An 18,565-nucleotide genomic window follows, 5' to 3' on the forward strand; every position below is an offset into this window, starting at 1 on the left:
GGCTGGTGGCGTTCACCGCCACCGCGGCGGATGCCACGTCGGTCATCGGCTTCGGCGACAGCACGAACGACAACCAGTGTGCCAACAGCGGCTCGGCCCACGTCGCCAGCGCACAGCACACGTCCGGCGGTGTGGTGTCCAATCTCCTCGCCCTGCCGTTTTCCGCGCCGGCCAACCAGTGCGGCGACCTGGGCTTGCCCAAGGAAGACAAGGCTGAACAGCCCGCGGAGAACGCCCACATCGACATTGCTGAATGAGCGACCCGCCTGGCGGCTTCGCTCGCACCCGTACGTCATCTCGGTGACGTACTGAGGCGACGACGACCAGGAGCACGCCGCGCCGACGCTTTCGGCGCCGTTCGTGGCACCTTTCTACTCTCCGGTCCTGAACCCCGGCCGAGAGGTGCGGCGTACGTCAAGCGCAGCCTGGCCCAATCTTGCCGCCATCGCTCTTCACCGTCTCGGGCAGTCATCCGCAACCGGTTCGCTTTCAGTGCCGGCCCGAGGTACATAGCCCAGCCCTGCCGATGCGGGCGCTCGGGCTGCAGCGAAACGGATTCGTCGGCCATGGCCGTGGGGGCTGCGGTAGCCCTCTGGCTGGTGCTGGACCAGCTCGGCGCGGTGAGGCGGACTGGCGCGCGGATGCCAGGTTCTGCACCGCGTATTGACACTGATTCTTCTTCGCCGAGCCGAAGACCCCCGAATGCGTCAGCAACGCTGATCTCGGTGTTTTCGTGGTGCGGTGGAGGGGGTCGGAAGCAACGGGAGGCAATGCGATGGGTTGCGCTCTGGTCGAGGTGGAACCGTGCAGTGACAACTGCGCCCGCATCCTGGCCGGACGGGAGCACATCGTCTTGATGGTCAGCCCCGGCAACCCCTACTTCTCGGCTGCCCGTTTGACCGTCCTGTTGCGGTGGGCCGTTGAGGAGATGAAGGGCGCCGACGTGGTGATGTCCGATCTGCAGATGACCACAGCCACCTACCTCGGCCAGGGACGTCCGCGCAGGGAAGCGTGCAGGAAGGCGCGGGCGGACGTCAGACAGATGGCTTCGCGTATTCGCCGTGCCCGGGAATCCGTAAAAGGCTGGGACATTCGTGTCAGCGAGTTCGGAGACTGGGCTTACCATCCTGAGTACCGCCGGGCACACGCCTACATCCAGCGAGCGATCCACCATCCCGATTACCGGCCGCTCTACCGCCAGGGCACCCGCGAAGCCCTCAAGGCCCGGATGCCCAAGGGCTGGGAGCCGACCGAAGAACAGATCGACACCGGACTCCTGCACAGCGAGAAGGCGCTGCCATTTACCATCAACGCCGCAGGAATCCTCGCTGTACCAGAAGCGGTCGTCGCTTACAGCCGGCCGGCGTCACAGGCTAGGTACTTCTTCACCGACGGCTCCGCATTCCGTGCCTTTCCCGGCCAGGGATACATCGGGCTGCGAGTACGCGCATAGGGTGCCCCACCAGTGCAAGCCGTTGAGCTGAGGTGTACGCGGCAGGGCTCGCCGGATGCGGCCCGATGACTGGCTGTGCCGTGAGGAGCCACCGCGAAGACCTGAGCCACGCTGCCGGCCGCCGGACGAACGGCTGCCGGGCGGCGTTCGGGGAAGCAGTGCGGCCCATCGGGTGAGGCGCGCCTCGTGGCGTCAGCCGGCCCGTCGCACCGTCGTAGACCCTGGGCATATGACTTCGACAACCACCCTTGACCGGGCCGCGCGGTCCGCGACGAAGCCGGCCCCTCCCTTCTACATCACCAGGCAGGAAGAGCGGCGGCTTCGCATGAAGGCCGAGCGGTTGTCTCCGTCACTGGTCATCGATCAGCCATCGTCCTTCGATGAGTACACCCGCCAGCTGATGGTGCCGCCCGCGGTGATGGACCTGGCCCGCAAGGCATCCGGGATCCGCCTGGCCACCTGGGAGGTCCAGGCCATCCGCGAACTCCTTGACCCCGGCACGGGCTCGGAGGACCGGTCCGAACGCCCCCGCCTGCTGCGCGAGATCCTCATCGCGAAGGCCGCAGCCGACCCCAGCCACCCGCCCTACATCCGCGTGGCCTGCACAGGCCGCGGCCTGTACGACGACAGGGCACGCGCCTTCGGCCACGACACCGACACCGACGCCGACCTGGTCGGCTCCCCTGTAGTGCTAGAAATCTGGCCCGCCCAGCACTACTCCCCGATGCACTCCCACGGACAGACCACCGGCATCATCCACTGCCTCGCCGGACAACTGGACGTCATGTCCTACAGCCACCTGTCCTGGGACGCCGAAAAACGCGGCCTGGCCACTCTCACCCCCGGCCGCTGTGCCTGGCTAACCAAGGAGACCTACGCCGTCCACAAAGTGTTCTGCCCCATGGACGGCGGCCCGCAGCCCACCCCGCTGCTCAACGACACCGGTGACTTCGCCGCCAGCTTCCACGTCTACCTCAACGAGGACGAACTCACCCTGGACGCCTACGAACCCTCGGTTCTCTCCCGGGATAAATTTCATTACATCCACGAACACACCCACATGGAGAGCATCTTCGAAACCTACTCCGACCTGTCCTGGACCGCCCTGCGCAAGGCACTCGTCGACGTCGCCGCCCGCTGGTGAACACCGCAGGAACAAGGTAGATCGGCGGCGCTGGGCACAGCGGTACAGCTACTGGCGGCTCGCGTATTCCACTGTCACCGGTTCTCCCAACACGCCCACTTCGGCCAGGCGCAGTTTGCGGTGATGTCGTCGTTCGGGCCATTGGTGTGTGCGGGGACGGTCGATCTGTCCGGTGCGGGGTTCGATGTACCGGTGACGCTGGAAATCGCGGCGGGCGCGGTGCGCTGCGAGAGGACCCGGTGTGAGTCAACGGCGACCTTACGCTAGCGCTACGCCACCGCAGACCTCAGTCACGCGGTGCTGTCCTTCCCCGTGGCGGTCACCGCCCACCCTGCTCCCTTCACCAGCCTCGGCAAGGCGGTGGACGAAAGCCTGCTGGCCGGGGCAGGCGCCAAGAGCAGCGTGCGGGTGGTCTCGGTACGCGAAGTGGACGCCGCGCACCTGGTCCTAACCGACACCGACCTGACCGACTGCCTGTTCTCCGGGGCCTTCCACCTCGACCCATCCCGCCTGGAGCGAGCGTAGGCTGCTGTGGGCGTACTGGCTGGTATTCGGTTACGGCCTGCGCGCCTCTCGGGCCCTCGGCTGGCTGGCTCTCGCGATGATGACCACGGTCCTGCTGATAATGGGCCTCGGGCTGCCGAACGAGTCACCGAAGCAGGAGATCGTCCGAGAGCGGGTCGATGGCGGATGGAAGGCTGTCGTCGCCGAACCGGGCCCGAAGAACCCGACCGGCGACCGCTTCACCAGCAAGCGGGCCGAGAAGGCGCTCAACGTCACGCTGAACTCGGTTGTGTTCCGCTCCAGCGGCCAGGACCTCACCACCTGGGGCACCTATACAGAGATGGCCAGCCGCTTCACCGAGCCCATCCTGCTCGCCCTGGCAGCACTCGCCATCCGCAGCCGCATCAAACGCTGACACCCACAAGCACTCCTTTGTTCAGCAAACTGAACGCCGCAGCGATCATCCCTGCTCCGCTACTCCCCGCACGCCAAAATAGAGCCGAGTGCAAGCCTGGCGCGTGACGCCATGGCCGCCCGTTCTGTGCGGCCGGCCCACAAAGAGGAAGCCAAGAGGGCCGGGGCTCACCTATTCAAACCACTGCGGCAGGTCATCGAATCGATCAACCAGACCCTCAAAGGACAGCTCGACCTGGAACGACACCGAGGCAAAAGCCCGGCCGGGCGGCGGCCCGCGTCCTGTGCCGAATCCTCGCGCTCACAGCAGCAATCTGACACAACGACAAAACCGGACAACCGATCAAGCGGTCACTGACCGCAACGACACCCCTTGGACTCATTCATCTAGGTCCAGGGACGACGAGATTCTTCAGGATCTGTACGAGATGGGAGACACCGAGGATTACGTTTCCTACCCGCAGCCGGGAGGTCTGATCTCCTGAGCGTCGTCCTATTCGGGGGACGCCTTCTACTGGAGGACGAGCCCTGCGGAGCTGGACGCATGGCCGGTGGTCGTCCGCACGGACAACGCCGACTGGATCGAGTTCCCAGTCGGTGTTGTCGAGTTTTGGCTGGCGTGTACGGGCGCACCATCGACGTGCCGGGCATGCCCAGGAACTTCCCAGCGACGACCCGAAGGTGCTGGGCCTGAGCGACCGCATCGACTGATCGCCTCGCACGCCGCTCGCGTCCACAGCGGGGGATGGTCCGGTAGCTTCGCGGTCGGCGGCGCGGGGTGATGAGCGATCAGTCGACGGCGCGGAGGAAGCCCCGTGTGGTGCCGAGCGTGTCGGCGGCCCGGCCCATGGTGTAGGCGGGGTGGTCGTAGTCGTCAAGGCAGTCGAACGAGTCGTCTGCTGTCATCGCACCTCTCTGTGGAACACGCTGGAGGGGCCCTGGTGCCATTGGCACCAGGGCCCCGAAGGAACTGCTACACCATCTGCCGGCCCTGAGACTGCGCCGGCCTTCTGTTTCCGCAGACCCGATCAAGATGCTGTCGGGATTGCGGGGATCGCGGTTGCTCGACCGGAGACCACCTCACTATCGATGTCCTGCGGTACCCGGGCTCGCGACTTCCGCCCGGGCGATCCTGATGGCGCCTGGCTCCTCCGTTCTTCCCTCTGGGGTCAATCACTTGCTTACTGCTGGTGATGCGTACTGCTCTGTGGCCTACACAGCGCCACTCTTCGGCAGCCAGCCCCGTCGCCCGTCCTGCATCTGCTCTGGCTTAGAACCCCACTGCCGAACCTCCCGGTGCGCGCGTCCACAGCCGACGCCTTCACCGAGGTGCTGCTCACTCGACTTCACTGCTGGGTACTGCGAACTGCACCTACCGAACTGCGGTACTGCTCACGACGGCCTCTAATCACTGCGGGCCATCCAGTCCGGTCGTCAGTCCCGTCGCCGTCCTGCGACAACGCTGGCTTCGGTACTCCACCACCGGACCGTCCTGCGAACTGCAACTTCGGTACTGCTGCCCGGCAGTTCGCCTCTGCCGGGCCTTGTCGATCTCAGCTACGAGAGAAACCATAACCACACCACTGGCTAATGTCTACTCCAGCCGACATAGATTTCCGAGTATTCGGTGGTGAGGTAATCGACCTCGAACAGTGGTGAAGGGGGGAGCGAACCGGGTTGACGGGCCGCGTCCGGGGCACAAGCCCCAGACGCACAGGACCGGGCATTGACGATCCAGAGACCGGGGGAACCTGATGGACACGATGAGCGTCAACGTCGCAACCCTCCGCTCCGCGACCTCCGTCGCCGGCGCACGCGAGAGCACCCGGGACTTCCTCGACGGGCTCGTACCGGCGATTGCGGCCGAAGCCTCCGACGCCGCGGTGCTGGTCGTCTCGGAGCTCGTCACCAACGCCCTGCGTCACGGCGGCGAGACCTGCACCCTGGAGCTGACCGGGCACCCGGGTACCATCGAGGTGGCCGTACACGACCCCAGTCCGCAGGCCCCGCGCATGCGCACCCCCGACCTGAGCGGCGAAACCGGAGGCTTCGGCTGGCCCATGGTCAACCGCCTGGCGCGCGCCACCGCCGTGAACCGCCAGGCGGACGGCAAAACCGTAAGTGCCCTCCTCGCTCGGTAGCGTCCGGGCGCCGACGCCCACCGGCTCTCCCGCTTTGCTGTGGCGCAACTTCGGGCGTTCCGGTGCCTGCACCTGCCGACGAAGAACCGAAGCTGCGATGTCGGGCCGGGGCGTTACTGCGAGGGGCGGGGCTCGGTGTCACAGATGAACCCGCCTGGGAAGCTACCAGCCGAATTCCATCTGAATCGGGATGCCGTCCACGATTTCGTTCGGTCTGGGCGTGTGGAGCCACCCCGATCGACACGCCGAGCTGGGTGGCGATGGGCGCGTACAGGTCGGTGGAGACCTCTGGGGTGCGCAGGGAGATCAGGAGGCGTAGCTGACGGGCAGGCCGATGCGGTCGTTGCGCCTGTTCGCCTTCCACCAGCCTCCGACGGGGTAGACGGCGAGCGTGCCGCAGTCGGCGAGTTCGGCCGCCGATCCGCGCCAGATGTCCGCGTGCAGTGAGCCGAGGTTGCGGGCCCGAGGGCCGACCAGCCACCTGTTGTGGGACTCGAATGCCCTGGGATTGCCGAGGCCGTCGCTCCGAGGTAGTGGGCCGGGGTGATGATGGTGGTGATCTCGACGGCACGCCCGTCAGCGGTCCGGCCGGTGCGCCGGATGTCGGTCACCCTGCGCTCCGGAGAGATTTCCAGTGCGCGGGTCTCGGCCTCCGTAGGCAGGCGGCTGGGGGTGGTCCGCTCGTCGAGATGGGTCTGCGCGAAGCCCAGACCGATCAAGACGGCCCTCGCAGCGCCCGGAGTGAGCGGGACCGGCTCTTCCAGCACGGTGTTCTGCGCGACCGTCAGGGGGAACCAGCTTGTGGTCTGGCGAGCAGCCGACTCCTGCGCACGAGATAGCTGGCTTGTCCGGGTTCGACGCCCAGGACGTCAGCGATATCGTCTGGCGGCTCGGCCCGCTGGACAACGACCTCGTACCGGGGCTCCAGCCCCAGCGCCAGAATCTGATCAGCCGGGTCGTGCCCCGCGGTGGCCGAATGGGAGACCGGCGGGAGCCGGGTTACGACCGTTCCGCGCCCCTGCCGGGGCCGCACCAGTCCCTTGGCCGCCAGGACGCTCATCGCCCGGTTCACCTCTGGGTGTGACGCCACCGGCGCCGTGACCCGACCTCGCCTGCCAGCTTGGAGGAACACCCGATGCTGTACGACATCACCGCCAGCCCCCTGGCCCCGCCCGAGGTTCGCGGATGATCCGTAGCCCGTGTCCTCATTGTTCGCAGGAGTCGTGCGTGTGCAGGCTGGTGGTCACTGTGTGGTGCGGCAGCGGGTAAGAGCGTGGCTGCTCGGGTGGGGCGGCTTGTGCTTTTGCTGCCTTGGCCGGGGTGTGCTGGTCGAGGTCGGGGTTGCGTACGTTGGCCCCGACTTCGTCGGTGAGCTTGTGGCGGACCTCTGGGGCTGGCGGCGCTGGCCAAAGCTGCAGCAGGTGCTGTTCCAGGACTGTGTCTCCCTCTTCCGCCCACATGTCTCCTTCTTCTGCTGCTGCGTCACGGCCGCGTGCATGGACGCGCACTCGCCACCATCGGGGCTCGTTGCCGGTCGGTAGGCAAAGCTCTTCGATGCAGTCGGCGGTCACATCGCCGATGTTGAGTTCGCCAAGGGGCACGTGCATGCTGACGTCTACGATCTCGTTCCAGCCGTCCACGTGCTGCGCTGGTTCTTCTTTCGTCACCTGGATGGTGAGGTCCACGTTGCCCCAGGACGTACCGGTCATGACGCTGATGTAGGTGCCGGCGGAGTTGACCGAGACCAAGCCGTTGCCGCCTGTGAGGTCTTCCGCTGTCAGCTCCACAGGCTCGGCGTGCGCTCCGTACAGGACGTACTGGGAGTGCGACATGCTGATCCGCATGTCCCTTTGGTCGGACATCGTTTCTCTTTCCTAGGCGTGGCGCCGCGGTCCCTGTTCTCATCATCGAGAACAGGGACCGCGGCGTGCTACGGGTGGTGCGCAGATCAGACGAAGACCCAGAATGCCTCGCGTTCCAGCACGCGCTGTTTGAGGTTGAAGGCGGTGGTCATGCCGCCTCGTTGGTCCTGCTCACCCCTGGGCACGGCTGCGACACCACGGCTCTCCTTGGAAGCTTCGTGCCGCCCTCGTGCGTGCGAGCGAAGGGGTACTCATCGCAGGACTTTCCCTTACCGGGCTTCATCTCAGCCGCCACTGACAACGCCCGCGGGGCGATCGCCGTGATGGGCCAGGGCCTGGTGCGGGTCGTGGCCGGGGGCGGGGAGGTAGTCGGTGTGGACGGTCGCGGCGGTCAGCCGCGGGACCGCGTGGATCAGGGCGTGCTCGGCGGCGACCGCGAGTTCGTGGGCCTCGACCACGGTCAGGTGCGCGTCGACGACGATGTCGGCCTCGGCGCGCAGGGCGTGCCCGATCCACCGCATCCGCAACGGCCCGATGCCCCGTACTCCCTGCACGCCGCGCAGGGTCTGCTCGGCGGTGGTGACCAGGGCGGGGTCGACGCTGTCCATCAGGCGGCGGTAGACCTCACGGGCGGCGTCCTTGAGAACCAGCAGGATCGCGGCGGTGATCAGCAGGCCAACGACCGGGTCGGCCGCCTGCCAACCCACCGCGGCGCCGCCGGCACCCAGCAAGACGGCCAGGGAAGTGAAGCCGTCGGTACGGGCGTGCAGCCCGTCCGCGACCAGCGCGGCAGAACCGATCTTCCGCCCGGTGCGGATGCGGTAGCGGGCCACCCACTCGTTGCCTACGAACCCCGTCAGCGCGGCCGCCGAGACGGCCCACAGGTGGGTGATATCGCGGGGGTTCATCAGTCGGTCGACGGCCACCCAGGCGGCCAATGCCGCCGATGCAGCGATGGTCGCCACGATCAGGATGCCGGCCAGGTCCTCGGCCCGGCCGTAGCCGTAGGTGTAGCGGCGGTTCGCCGCCCGCCTCCCCAGGACGAACGCGATCCCGAGCGGGATCGCGGTCAGCGCATCAGCGGCGTTGTGGATCGTGTCGCCGAGCAGCGCCACCGACCCCGACAGGGCGACGATCACCGCCTGGACGACGGTGGTGATCCCCAGGATGGCCAGGGAGATCCACAGTGTGCGCATCCCCTCCCGGGAAGTCTCCATCGCCGCGTCGACCTTGTCGACGGCCTCGTGACTGTGCGGGGCCACCAGGTGCGCGAGTTGGTGCCGCAGCCGGGCCGGCAGCGAAAGCCCGTGCCGGTGCGCCGTCTGCGCAGACCCGCGCCCGTGGTCGTGGTCGTGGTGGTGGTCGTGCGTGTGAGTGTGCCGATTCCCCTCCATAAATCTCACCGTGGCACACGGATTCGATTGCAGCTACAGCCGTCATACCCACCCTGACCAGGTGCGATGCTCTCGCAACAGCGCACGCCGGGCATCTGGCCGACAACCACCAGCTCACACCCCTCCTGCCCCGGGCGCCCACCGGGACGGGACGGATTCCCGGCAGGTGTGCGACGGGAAGGATCTGCTCTGCGCCCGGGTCGCTCAGCAACCCCCGGACACCGTGGTCTCTGCCGACACCCGGCCGGTACGTGCGATCGGCTCAGATGCCGGGAAGGCCGGCCGCGCCGAGGCCGAGGGCGGCGCTGACGCGAGGGCGCGCAAGACACTCGATCGAAACCGCCGCGCTCGGTGATGGGTGCCGGGGCAGCCGGCTCGTGGCTCCGGTCGGGGCCCACCAGCCCGGCAATCGCCGACCGCCGAGGTCGGTTAGCGCCGTCGCCGTCGTCAGGACAGCAGGAGGAGGCTGTCCCAGGCGTCGGGTGGTGCGGGGAGGATGCCTGCGAGGTCGGCCAGGGCCAGTGCTGTTCCGGTTCGCCCGGTGAGGAAGCCGGGTGTTCGGCGGCGGGGCGGGGCGTCCACGGTGGTGGGGGCGGCGCGGTCGGTCACTGCGGGGCAGGGGAGGCGTCGGGCGCACTGGAGGACTCCGGCCGTGCCGTGGCACAAGGCGGAGCCTTCGGTGTCCCAGTGGATCGCTGGGCGTTCGGCGAGCGCTCGCATGGCGGCGTGCGCCGTTTGGTGGAGTTCGGGCTTGGCGAGTGCCTGATGGGCGGTGGCCAGGGCGGTGGTGATGCCGGGGACTCCGTAGCACCAGGCGGTAGTGCGCCCCCTGGGGGTGCCTGCGGGCTGTTCGTCGCGGGCAAGGGCGTCGCCGCTGATGTGGGGTGGCCAGGTGAGGTTGGGGCTGCGCCAGGTGAGGAGCCACTGGGCGGCGGTGTGGACGGCCTCGACCTGTCCGGCGACGGTGTGTCCGGCGGGGTGGGCGGTGGCCAGCAGTGCCAGGGGGCCGGCGATGCCGTGGGCGAGTCCGGTGGTTGCCGCGCCGCTGGCCGGGGCGCGGACGGTGGATGGGTGGAGCTCGGCGGGCAGCCACCATCCCGGGCGCTGTCCCTGGGGTGTGAGGGTCAGGTGTGTCAGGGCGGTGAGGGCGGCGTGCAGTCCGGGTTGGGCCTGGTGGTGGTGCCCGCGGTGGTGGGCGGCCAGCAGGACGCGGCCGATGCCGGTCAGGCCCTTGATGACGTCGTAGATGGCCCAGGGTGTGGCCTGTTGGTGGGCGGCGCGACGGTGGTGGTGGTCGGCGAGGGCGATGGCGCGTGCGGCGAGCCAGGTGGTGGCTCGGGGCAGCAGGGCGTGGTGGGGGTCGTGGGGTGGCAGGTAGCCGGTTCCGATGATCAATGAGGCGGCGAGCGCTCCGGGTCCGGTGTAGATGCCGTCTGCGGGCGCGGTGCCCAGGTGGCGGGCCGCCGCGTCCCAGTGGGCCGTGGCCGTGGCCGTCGAACCGGGTTCGGCTTCGGCGAGGCAGGCGTGCAGCAGAGCGGTACCGGCCAGGCCGTAGCACAGGGTGTGGGCGGCCCGTGGGGTGAGTGCGGCGGTGATGGTCTCGGGGTCGCGGAGGTCGCGTGCGATTTCCAGCGCTCGCTGAGCGGCACGAGCACGCAGATCGGTGGTGGTCATGGTCGGTGGAGGAGGTCGGCGGCCAGGCTCCGCATGAGGTGTTCGTGCCCGGGGTCGGTGGTGAGCATGCGGTTGGCGTGTAGGTGGATGACGTCGCTGGCGCACCGCGCGGCGTGCGGTGGCGCGAGGGTGTCGCGGTAGGTGGTGAGCGCAGTGTGGCGTTCGGTGTGTGCGGTGGCCAAGTCGGCTTCGGTGAGCAAGGTGGTCGTGGCCTGGGTCAGTTGGGGGCGGAGCGTGTCGCGGCGGCGGCGCTGGAGCGGGGTGAGGCGGCCAGGGGCCAGGGCGAGGTGGGCGTGGTCGGGCGCGAGGGTGCGGGCGATGTCGGCGGCGCTGATGGCGGCCAGCAGGAGGCGTTGATCTTCGGTGTGGACGAGGGCGGCCAGTGCGAGGCGGCTGTCGGCGCAAAAGAGGTGCTCGGCGGCGGTGATGGCGTGCGGGCCGCCCCAGCGTTCGATCTCCGGCGCGTAGGGCTCCAGGCGCAGGGCGCCTGTGGGCAGGAGGCCGCGGCGGTGGAGCCGGTCGGTGTCCTCGGCGAGTTGTGGTTGTACGAGGCCGGCGAGGGTCTGGGGGTCGGCGTGCCAGCGCAGGCGCAGGTGGGGGCCCAGGGCGGGGGTGGTGTAGCGCAACCAGAACCAGCGGTTCACCTGTGGCGCAAGGTGGGTGAGCAGCGGGGTGAGTTCGCTCAAGACGGTGTCGTGGAGGCGGGCGGGCGCGGTGAGGGTGGCGGAGAGCCACTGGCTGCCGGGCAGGTAGGCGCCGCTGCCCGGGGTGCGCAGTGCGGCTCGCGGATCGGGGAGCGCGGGCGGTGGGGCGTGGCGCCGGGTGAGGGGGACGACGAGGTCGAGCAAGTGGCGGGCGCCGTTGGGGCCTTCGACTACGGTCTGTTCCGCGAGGGGGGCCATGGGCTCGGCCAGGGTGCGAGTGCCGCGGTGGATGCTGCGTCGCAGCAGTTCCCGTTGATCGGCGTGGCGCAGATCCAGGGGGAGGTGACGGTCGGCCTCCTCTGCGACGAGGACAGGCGGTGGCGCCGGGCGGGTATGGGTGTGCCAGGCGGTCAAGTGTGCGTCGAAGGCGGCGCGGTGAGCGGCGGCTGCGGCCAGGGGCTCGGGTATGCGCCAGCGTGCGGGCGCGAGGAGGATGTCGCGGTAGCGCACGCGCGGGGTGGCGGGCCAGTAGGTGAGCGGGTACCAGGACCATGGGTGCCACGGCCGGGCATCGGCGTGGCCAAGGAGGTGGAGCAGGTAGGCGGCCGGAGGCAGGTGTTGGGGTGCGAGGCGGTTGTAGAGCACGGAGGCGACCGGCCGGTGGTGGACGGTGGACCACAAGATCAGGTGGGTGCCGTTGGTGGTCAGCGCGAGGTCGTCGAGCATGAGGTCGCCGGGGCGGGCGGGGACGCCGAGCGGGATGCGCCAGGGGGCGGCGCCGGTCTCGGCGGACAGGGCGCTGGCCGGGCCGGTGCCCGGGCGGCAGACGATCTCCGCGGTCATCGTCCCGCTGCCGACATCGCGGTCCTGGCGGGGTGCTAGGTGGGGGAGGTGGCGTATCCACCGCCCGGGAGCTGCGCCGGCCGTCTGCGAACCGGTGCCCGGGCGCACCGCGATCCGCACGCCGCCTTGAGCGCGCAGGAGTTGGACATGGATCTCGGCTGTGCGCGGTGGAGGGAGCACAGAGGGGTTGGCGAGCTGGTCGATGTCCTCTTCACCGAGGACTAGTTCACCGTCAGGCGAGGAGACAGCGTCGGCTAGGAGGCGGGCGAGCGCAGCGGTGCGCTGTTGCCTGGGCTCTTCCTGTCTGCCGAGTGCGTCGGCGGGGCCGGGGGGACCCAGGCCGGTGACGGAGTCGAGGACTTCGCGCAGCGGTACGAGCCGGTGGCGACCGTAGACGGTACAAAAGCGCCGGTGGTAGTCGATCAGGGGACCGTGCCGGTGGCCGATGCGCCACAGCACGCCCGCAGCTTGGGCGGCTTTCTCCCCCACCTTCGGCGGCAGGGCGATCTCCGCGTCGGCCACGGTGTCCACGACCAGCGGCCGGTGTGTGGGATAGAGGGCGTCGGCTACCTCGCGGGCCTGTGCCAGCAGCGCCCGCCGTGCCATGGCGCCGGGCGCCAGCTCGTCGCAGCGGGCCAGGATCTGATCCAATCGGTCCAGGGCCGGCCGTACGGCGGCGGTGGCCGGCATCTTGGCCAGCAGGTGCCGCAAAGGATGGGTGCCTGCGTTGGCCGGGACCAGGTCGGTCAGCAGCAGACCGGTGTCGATCATGTCGAGTACCGCGCGCCGGGCGTGCTGTTCGGCGGCGCGAGGATGGCGGCGCATCAGCGTGGCGATCAAGTCGGTGGCCGCGATGCCGTCGCGGCTGGCGCTCAGCAGCCACAGCGAGACCGTGGTGGCGCGCACGCTCGCCGGCTGCATCCCTCCGGGGGCGGGGCATCCCGCCTCCAGCCGGTCCCCGCGCGTGGCGGCCCACGGGGCGGCGGTCAAGGTCAGGGCAAAAAGCAACTCCGGCTCCACCCGCAGCGCCCGGTTGGCGACTTCGGCCAGGAGGGCTGGGCTGGGCACGGTCACGGCCCGGTGCGCGTCCCCCAGACGCAGCACGGAGGTGGAGGCGGTCAGCGGGGCAGCGGCGACTGCCGCGAATATCCCGTGCGGGGTCGTGCGGGTACGCGAGCGCAGATCGTAGGCTCGTCGCGTAACGCGGCCACGCTCGGTGGCCTGGGCTTGCTCGGCGCTGCGGCTGGCTAAGAACATGCCTTCCTCCAGCAACGCCTCGCCATCAGCCTCTTCGCCACCGGCGCCTGGCCGCAGGGGGATACGGGCCATCGCCATCGGGCTGTGAACGAAGACACCGCGCACCTGGTTCTTCCCTTTCCCTCACGCCGACCGGAGAGGCCGGGCACCACCGTGCCCGGCCCCGGGGCTGTGTCAGCAGCCGGTCGTCGGGCCCTGCGGCGGAGACTCCCCGCAGCCGTCTCCCGTGGTGTCGCCCTCCTCCTCACCACCCCCGAGCCAGACAAGCAGCCGTCCGGTGTCACACCCGGTGGGGTCCAACTCGAAAGCATCGGCCAGCGCCGACGAAGACTCGCCCATCTCCTCGACCGGTCGTAAGTGCGCGGATTGCGGTGCTGCCATCCCCATTCCCCTTTCCTCTACCCTCCGGGCACGCCGCCCAGAGAAGCGAAGTTGGCCCCCTGGCTACCGGCGGCCCCGCCATGTCAGGTGATGGACAGGCGCACGCTGGGTTTGTCCACCATGACCCCGCCCGGGGTGCGCCGGTCGCCGGAACGGTAGGCACGCACCACCGGCTCCTTGGTGGCGTGCCGGTCGAAACAGCGCACCGCTTCGCAGAGGTAGGTGGCAAGCTGCTCACGGCCGGGCCCGTGGGCGATCACCCCCAACTCGTACCGCTCAGGGCGCACCTGCGGCACCTGCCGCAGCGTGAGATAGGCCAGCGAGTCCTCGTTCCACACCGCGGGCATCCCTGTGCCCAGCACCCAGCCGACCAGGCCCTGCTCGGCCGCCTCCTGTGTCGCGCGCAGCCTGCCGTACGGGGCGACCGCGCCCGCCAGCCACACCTCCAACCGCGGCAACACACCGCCCGCCGCCCCCAGCTCCACCCCCGTCCACTGCTCATGCTTGGGGCCGGTGAAAGCCGTGACCAGTGATTTCTCGTCGGCCACCTGGTCCTCATCCACCGTCAACCGCACCTCGCGGCCGGCCAGCTGCACGACGCGGGGAGCGTGCGCGCTACTGCCCTGCATGGCCACGAAGCCACTGACGATCAGCGCGTCACTGCGCAGATGCGCTTCCTCGCGGCCGAAGGCAATGGTGCGCGACATGCCGCGAAAGCGCAGCGGAACCACCAGCCGCCCATCTGCCGCGAGTTGGTCACACCAGGCCACAGGCACATCGGCGGCGCCGACAGTGACCAAAATGCGATCGAACCCCCGTGTCGGCGCGCCCGGCAACGGCTGCGCGCCGTCGGCCTGCCGCACCCGCACCCGGCCGTACCCGGCCTGGTCCAGCAGCGTGCGGGCACGCTCGGTGATGTCCGGATCGATATCGGTCGATGTCACCAAGGACTGGTCTTGCGTCAGCTCAGCCAGCAGCGCGGCGTTGCATCCCCCCGAACCGATTTCCAGCACCGTCATCCCCGGCGCTACCTGGGCAGCTTCCAGCATCCGCGCGTGCAACCAGGGCGCGGAAAGCGAACTCACTGGTCTACCCGCGGCGTTGTGCTTCGTGAAGATCGCCTCCGGTGCCCCGTAGACCTCCCCAGCACTCACCTCGGGTGCGAACGCATGTCGAGGCACCACGCGAAAAGCTGCCTCGACCTCAGGCGAGCAGATCGCCCCCCGCGCCCGCAGGTCGGTCACCATCCGCTCCCGCAGATCCGCATGCGCGAGCACACCAACACCCGTCTTCGGCACGCACACCGTCCTCTGCCCGCATAGCGCAGGGCCTTGATATCTGGGGTAAGCCGCTATGTAAGCACGGCGCAATGCCGCGATGGACCCCCAACCAACGCACTCCAGCCAAAGTGGACGTGTGGCCTGACGTCATTGCTGCCAGCCCGTGGGTGTGATGCAAGGGCTCGTATGGTTCCCCGTTTCAGCAATCAGCTTCAGCAGTCGTCGGGTGTCCGTCAGGTCTGGAATGACGTGGTCAGCCCCCGCTTCGATCAGCGCCTCTCGCGAGGTGGTGCCAGAGGCGACACCGATGACATGCGCGCCACCTTCTCGCCCTGTGCTGACGTCCTGTAACGAATCGCCGACGATCACAGTGTTACGCCGGTCGAAGGCGCGTCGATAAGCCGCTGTAGCTCGCTGTTGAGCGATGGAAACCAGGTGGGGGCGGTGTGGGTCATCTGATGCGTACCCGCCGAGGGCTATCTCCACGAAGGCATCGAGACCGAACGCGGTCAGCTTGATCTCAGCGCTCGCCTTGAGGTTGCCGGTGACGATGGATGGGATTAGATGCGGGGCGCCTCGCACTGCGCTGAGCGCTTGGACGGCTCCGGGCATGAGGTGCCCGTTAGCGCTTAGGGCCTGGTGGTGATGGGCGAGACGGTCAGGCAGCTGTTGCACGATGTGCTTCGTGAGCGCGTCCACGTCGGTAAAGGGCACGTCGTTGGTAAGGAGTAGTTCGCGCACGGCCAACGGCATCGTCAGGCCCGTGCCGCGGGCAGGGAGCTTTGTCGCCTCGCGTCCCACGGTGTCGCGGAAGACCTCGCGGTAGACCAGTCGGTCGGTGTCACCGACGTAGAGCAACGTACGGTCGATGTCCCATAGCACCAAGATCACGAGGCGACCCGTTCGGTGAGGGAGGCGGTGCCGCGCTCCACCAGCTCGCGGGAGGGAAGGGAGTCAGATTGGCAGGCTTGCGCGAGCATGGACCGAAGGTGCTCATCGAGCCGGGCTGAGCGGATGTCTTCGGCGAGGGTGAGGACCTCTTGACCGATCACGCATCCGCCATCGACATCACCGGCCTGCAACTGTGCGGTCGCTGCACGGGAGAGAAATTGTGCGTGTGTACGGGCTTCCTTCCGGTTGAGGCAACTTCGCGCGGACTTGAAGGCCACTGCTGCTTTCGCAGGCTGACCTAGTTCGAGGTAACAACTGCCGGTTTGCCCAAGAATCTCGCCTGGGTTGATCCAGTACAGCCAGTGCGGGTCGTGTTCGCCTCTTCCCTCGGCGCACAGGCTTCGTGCTTCGTCCAATGCGGCCTCAGCCTGCCGTGCCTCGCGAAGGCGAGCATGACCGCGCGCTTGCCGTGTCGCCAGCATGGCGTGAAGCGCGGGCGCATCGTGCATGCCGATGCTCTGACGAGCAGCGAGAGCGGCGGTGACGGCGTCCCGCGGATCGCCAACGGAGTACGCATGGATGGCCAGGAAGGCGAGGGCCCCGGCGCGGAGGCGTGGGTCGCCAGAGGCGTGAGCGGCGCGCAGGGCTGCAAGGAAGAACCGTTGCCCCTCTGCGTGTGCTCCGCCGTCGAAGGTGTACCAACCTGTCTGCATCGCGGTATCGGCAGTGACCGCCGCGAGGCGGCGCCGGGTGCGGTCGTCGTGGCTCGACTGCTTCACCAGGTTCAGCAACATCTTCAGGTGGTTCGTTGCGGTCGGCACCAGCGTCCCGCTGCCCTTGGTGGCGTCCATGTGTCGCAGTGCATCGGTGGTCGCTTGCAGCGAATCAATCAGAGAACCTGACACCTGCACGCCGTCTGGCTCTAGCGGTGGTGAGGCTACCGCGCTTGCGGGAGCAATAGACGATTGCAGGACGTAATGCATGAGCCCAGCTCCGCTAAGAGCCAGGACGCCGCGCCGTTTCATGGCACCTCCGACAGCGATCTCCAGTGAGGTCACCATACGGTCGGGCGTCCAGGGCAGGGCGGGGTCATCACGGTGCATATCGGACTGGCGTGCCCTCCCGTGTAAGGGGGCGAGCAATAGCGGACGTAAGTCCGCAGGAAGTCCTAACCCGTTTAGGAGATCGATAATCGCGGATGGTCCGCTCAGTTCTTTGCGCCCTCGTTCCAGGTCGGACACGTACGACTGTGTGAACCCTGCAAGAGAGCACATGGCCATCTGAGTCAACCCCGAACGGCGGCGCAGGTGACGCAGAAGCTCGCCGAAGTCCCATTCACGCAGGGCGCGTTGGACTCGATCGTCGCGCCAAGCCCTGTCCGGCACCTGAGCAACTATGCCGGTACGAGAACAGAGAGTGCAGATCAGAGAAGGGTTGTACTGGCTCAGCGCGCTTCCGCACTGATCGCAAACGCGAGTGTTTCTCATGTGTGTCGCTTTCTCCGGCCCGACGGTGGAGAGATCAACAGCCTAGCCCACAGCCGATATCGCAGTTGCGATATCGCACCAGCGATCAATATCTGATCCGGCCGCCCCCACACTTATGCGCACAGCTCACCCGGCCGCCACTTCGGCGGTTGCCCCCGTATGCGTCGAACACGAACGTTCGAATAATCCGCAGACGACGACAAGAACAGCGGGGGCCTTCGCCTGGACACTCACTGATGAGGAACGCCATGGCCCGAACTACTCCACCACCCGCTACCGCGGCTGCACCGTTCGCCCACGGTCTGGCTGCGGGTCCCTTCACATCGTCTTCCTCGGGCACCACGCCTGTAGTGGTCTACGTCTGCTGGTCACCGGGGCAGTCGGCCGGATCGCGCCCATGGGCATGGCAGGTGAAACGCCACCTGCGGAGGCGCGGTTATCGCGCGGTCGCGCAGTTCGAGGATGTGGCGGCCGGGGACGAGTACGCCTGTCGGCCTGGGTGGACGAACGCGCAGGCGCTGGTCGAGTTGGGACTGGCGAGGGGTGTTGTGACGTGGTCGCCCGTGATGCTGTGGTGGACGGCCAGTGAGCGCGAAGAAATGGTCGTGTGGCTGGAGCGTCACGGTGCTTTTGTCTCCAGCGTCCACGGTGGCCTGCCCGCAGCAGGCCCTCGGCCGGCAGGCCCTCGGCCGGTGGGACGCGGTACAGGAGTGTGCGCTTTGCGGGCTGTTGAGAGTTCAGTGGCTGAGGCCCGTCGCCATGTGGCCGAGTGCCTGATCAGTGCGGGTCACCCGGAGGCAATTGATGCCGCCGCCTTGGTAACCAGTGAGGTGGTCACCAACGCCATCAGACATGGCACGGGCGATCTGCTGCACTCGGGGGTAACCGTTGCTGTGTGGTGCCAGGCGACCCAGGTGCACATCGATGTCCTGGATACGTCCGACTCGGCCCCGTGCCTGCGGCAGGCGAGTGACACGGCGCAGTGCGGCCGGGGGCTGCTCTTGGTGGAAGCGGTGGCCACGCGGTGGGGCTACGACCACGCTGATCCAGGTCCGGGCAAGCGGGTCTGGGCCGAAGTGGCCTACGGGGAGGCGGCGTGACCCGGGCCCCTGGTGCTCACCGTGCTGACCTGCCGGGTCTTCTGTCGTGTCGGCCCTGCGACGTGGTGCTGACCGAGGGCGGCATCCTGGGGGATG

At 68.3% G+C, this 18,565-nt stretch carries 17 protein-coding genes and 2 pseudogenes; 8 read left to right on the forward strand and 11 right to left on the reverse strand.

Annotated features, from left to right (window positions below):
* Positions 1-5: 5 nt before the first annotated feature.
* From FHS42_RS20550 to FHS42_RS37300, 6 genes and pseudogenes are all read left to right on the forward strand, one after another.
* Complete coding sequence (locus FHS42_RS20550) at positions 6-257, forward strand: hypothetical protein (RefSeq protein ID WP_184573985.1); 252 nt, start codon at positions 6-8, stop codon at positions 255-257.
* Between the two features lie 518 nt (positions 258-775).
* Positions 776-1,453, forward strand: coding sequence for a tRNA-dependent cyclodipeptide synthase (locus tag FHS42_RS20555; RefSeq protein WP_184573987.1), 678 nt, complete (start codon positions 776-778; stop codon positions 1,451-1,453).
* Positions 1,454-1,682: 229 nt separating this feature from the next.
* Positions 1,683-2,597, forward strand: a complete 915-nt coding sequence (locus FHS42_RS20560; protein WP_184573989.1) for a cupin domain-containing protein — start codon at positions 1,683-1,685, stop codon at positions 2,595-2,597.
* A 297-nt stretch (positions 2,598-2,894) separates the two neighbouring features.
* A complete protein-coding gene (locus FHS42_RS20565; RefSeq protein ID WP_184573991.1) occupies positions 2,895-3,122 on the forward strand; it encodes a hypothetical protein in 228 nt (75 codons plus the stop codon).
* A gap of 76 nt (positions 3,123-3,198) precedes the next feature.
* Positions 3,199-3,516, forward strand: a complete 318-nt coding sequence (locus FHS42_RS20570) for a hypothetical protein (protein WP_246495017.1) — start codon at positions 3,199-3,201, stop codon at positions 3,514-3,516.
* 126 nt (positions 3,517-3,642) lie between these two features.
* A pseudogene (locus FHS42_RS37300) lies at positions 3,643-3,833 on the forward strand (IS982 family transposase); the annotation flags it as partial.
* A gap of 477 nt (positions 3,834-4,310) precedes the next feature.
* On the opposite strand, the pseudogene FHS42_RS20575 reads toward FHS42_RS37300, so the two are convergent.
* Positions 4,311-4,421: pseudogene (locus FHS42_RS20575) on the reverse strand (MerR family transcriptional regulator); the annotation flags it as partial.
* An 848-nt stretch (positions 4,422-5,269) separates the two neighbouring features.
* Between FHS42_RS20575 and FHS42_RS20580 the strand changes: the two are divergent.
* The gene (locus FHS42_RS20580; RefSeq protein WP_184573993.1) at positions 5,270-5,656 is read left to right on the forward strand and encodes an ATP-binding protein; all 387 of its coding nucleotides are present in this window, start codon (positions 5,270-5,272) and stop codon (positions 5,654-5,656) included.
* 784 nt (positions 5,657-6,440) lie between these two features.
* Here FHS42_RS20580 and FHS42_RS20585 read toward each other — a convergent pair.
* From FHS42_RS20585 to FHS42_RS39500, 10 genes are all read right to left on the reverse strand, one after another.
* Positions 6,441-6,716 (reverse strand): GntR family transcriptional regulator, encoded by a 276-nt coding sequence (locus FHS42_RS20585; protein ID WP_184573994.1) that lies wholly within the window; start codon positions 6,714-6,716, stop codon positions 6,441-6,443.
* A 145-nt stretch (positions 6,717-6,861) separates the two neighbouring features.
* Positions 6,862-7,518: a hypothetical protein gene (locus FHS42_RS20590; protein ID WP_184573995.1), complete on the reverse strand. Its 657-nt coding sequence runs from the start codon at positions 7,516-7,518 to the stop codon at positions 6,862-6,864.
* 148 nt (positions 7,519-7,666) lie between these two features.
* On the reverse strand, positions 7,667-7,801 hold the full coding sequence (locus FHS42_RS39400; RefSeq protein WP_184573996.1) for a NucA/NucB deoxyribonuclease domain-containing protein: 135 nt from the start codon (positions 7,799-7,801) through the stop codon (positions 7,667-7,669).
* Position 7,802: 1 nt separating this feature from the next.
* Entirely contained in the window at positions 7,803-8,912 is a 1,110-nt protein-coding gene (locus FHS42_RS20600) for a cation diffusion facilitator family transporter (RefSeq protein ID WP_184573997.1), read from the reverse strand.
* Between the two features lie 447 nt (positions 8,913-9,359).
* Positions 9,360-10,586: a lanthionine synthetase LanC family protein gene (locus FHS42_RS20605; protein ID WP_184573998.1), complete on the reverse strand. Its 1,227-nt coding sequence runs from the start codon at positions 10,584-10,586 to the stop codon at positions 9,360-9,362.
* Entirely contained in the window at positions 10,583-13,435 is a 2,853-nt protein-coding gene (locus FHS42_RS20610; RefSeq protein ID WP_184573999.1) for a lantibiotic dehydratase, read from the reverse strand. The genes FHS42_RS20605 and FHS42_RS20610 overlap by 4 nt, the downstream gene beginning before the upstream one ends.
* Before the next feature lie 69 nt (positions 13,436-13,504).
* Positions 13,505-13,711 (reverse strand): hypothetical protein, encoded by a 207-nt coding sequence (locus FHS42_RS20615; RefSeq protein WP_184574066.1) that lies wholly within the window; start codon positions 13,709-13,711, stop codon positions 13,505-13,507.
* Positions 13,712-13,794: 83 nt separating this feature from the next.
* Positions 13,795-15,009 carry a methyltransferase, FxLD system gene (gene fxlM, locus FHS42_RS20620; protein ID WP_184574000.1) on the reverse strand — a complete coding sequence of 405 codons (1,215 nt, stop codon included), beginning with the start codon at positions 15,007-15,009 and terminating at the stop codon, positions 13,795-13,797.
* Between the two features lie 129 nt (positions 15,010-15,138).
* Complete coding sequence (locus FHS42_RS20625) at positions 15,139-15,882, reverse strand: HAD family hydrolase (protein ID WP_184574001.1); 744 nt, start codon at positions 15,880-15,882, stop codon at positions 15,139-15,141.
* Entirely contained in the window at positions 15,879-17,369 is a 1,491-nt protein-coding gene (locus FHS42_RS39500; protein ID WP_184574002.1) for a helix-turn-helix domain-containing protein, read from the reverse strand. The genes FHS42_RS20625 and FHS42_RS39500 overlap by 4 nt, the downstream gene beginning before the upstream one ends.
* A gap of 740 nt (positions 17,370-18,109) precedes the next feature.
* On the opposite strand from FHS42_RS39500, the gene FHS42_RS20635 reads away from it, so the two are divergent.
* On the forward strand, positions 18,110-18,469 hold the full coding sequence (locus FHS42_RS20635; RefSeq protein WP_184574003.1) for an ATP-binding protein: 360 nt from the start codon (positions 18,110-18,112) through the stop codon (positions 18,467-18,469).
* Positions 18,470-18,565 lie beyond the last annotated feature (96 nt).

It is taken from the genome of Streptomyces zagrosensis, from assembly GCF_014203645.1.
GTDB classification, from domain to species: Bacteria; Actinomycetota; Actinomycetes; order Streptomycetales; family Streptomycetaceae; genus Streptomyces; species Streptomyces zagrosensis.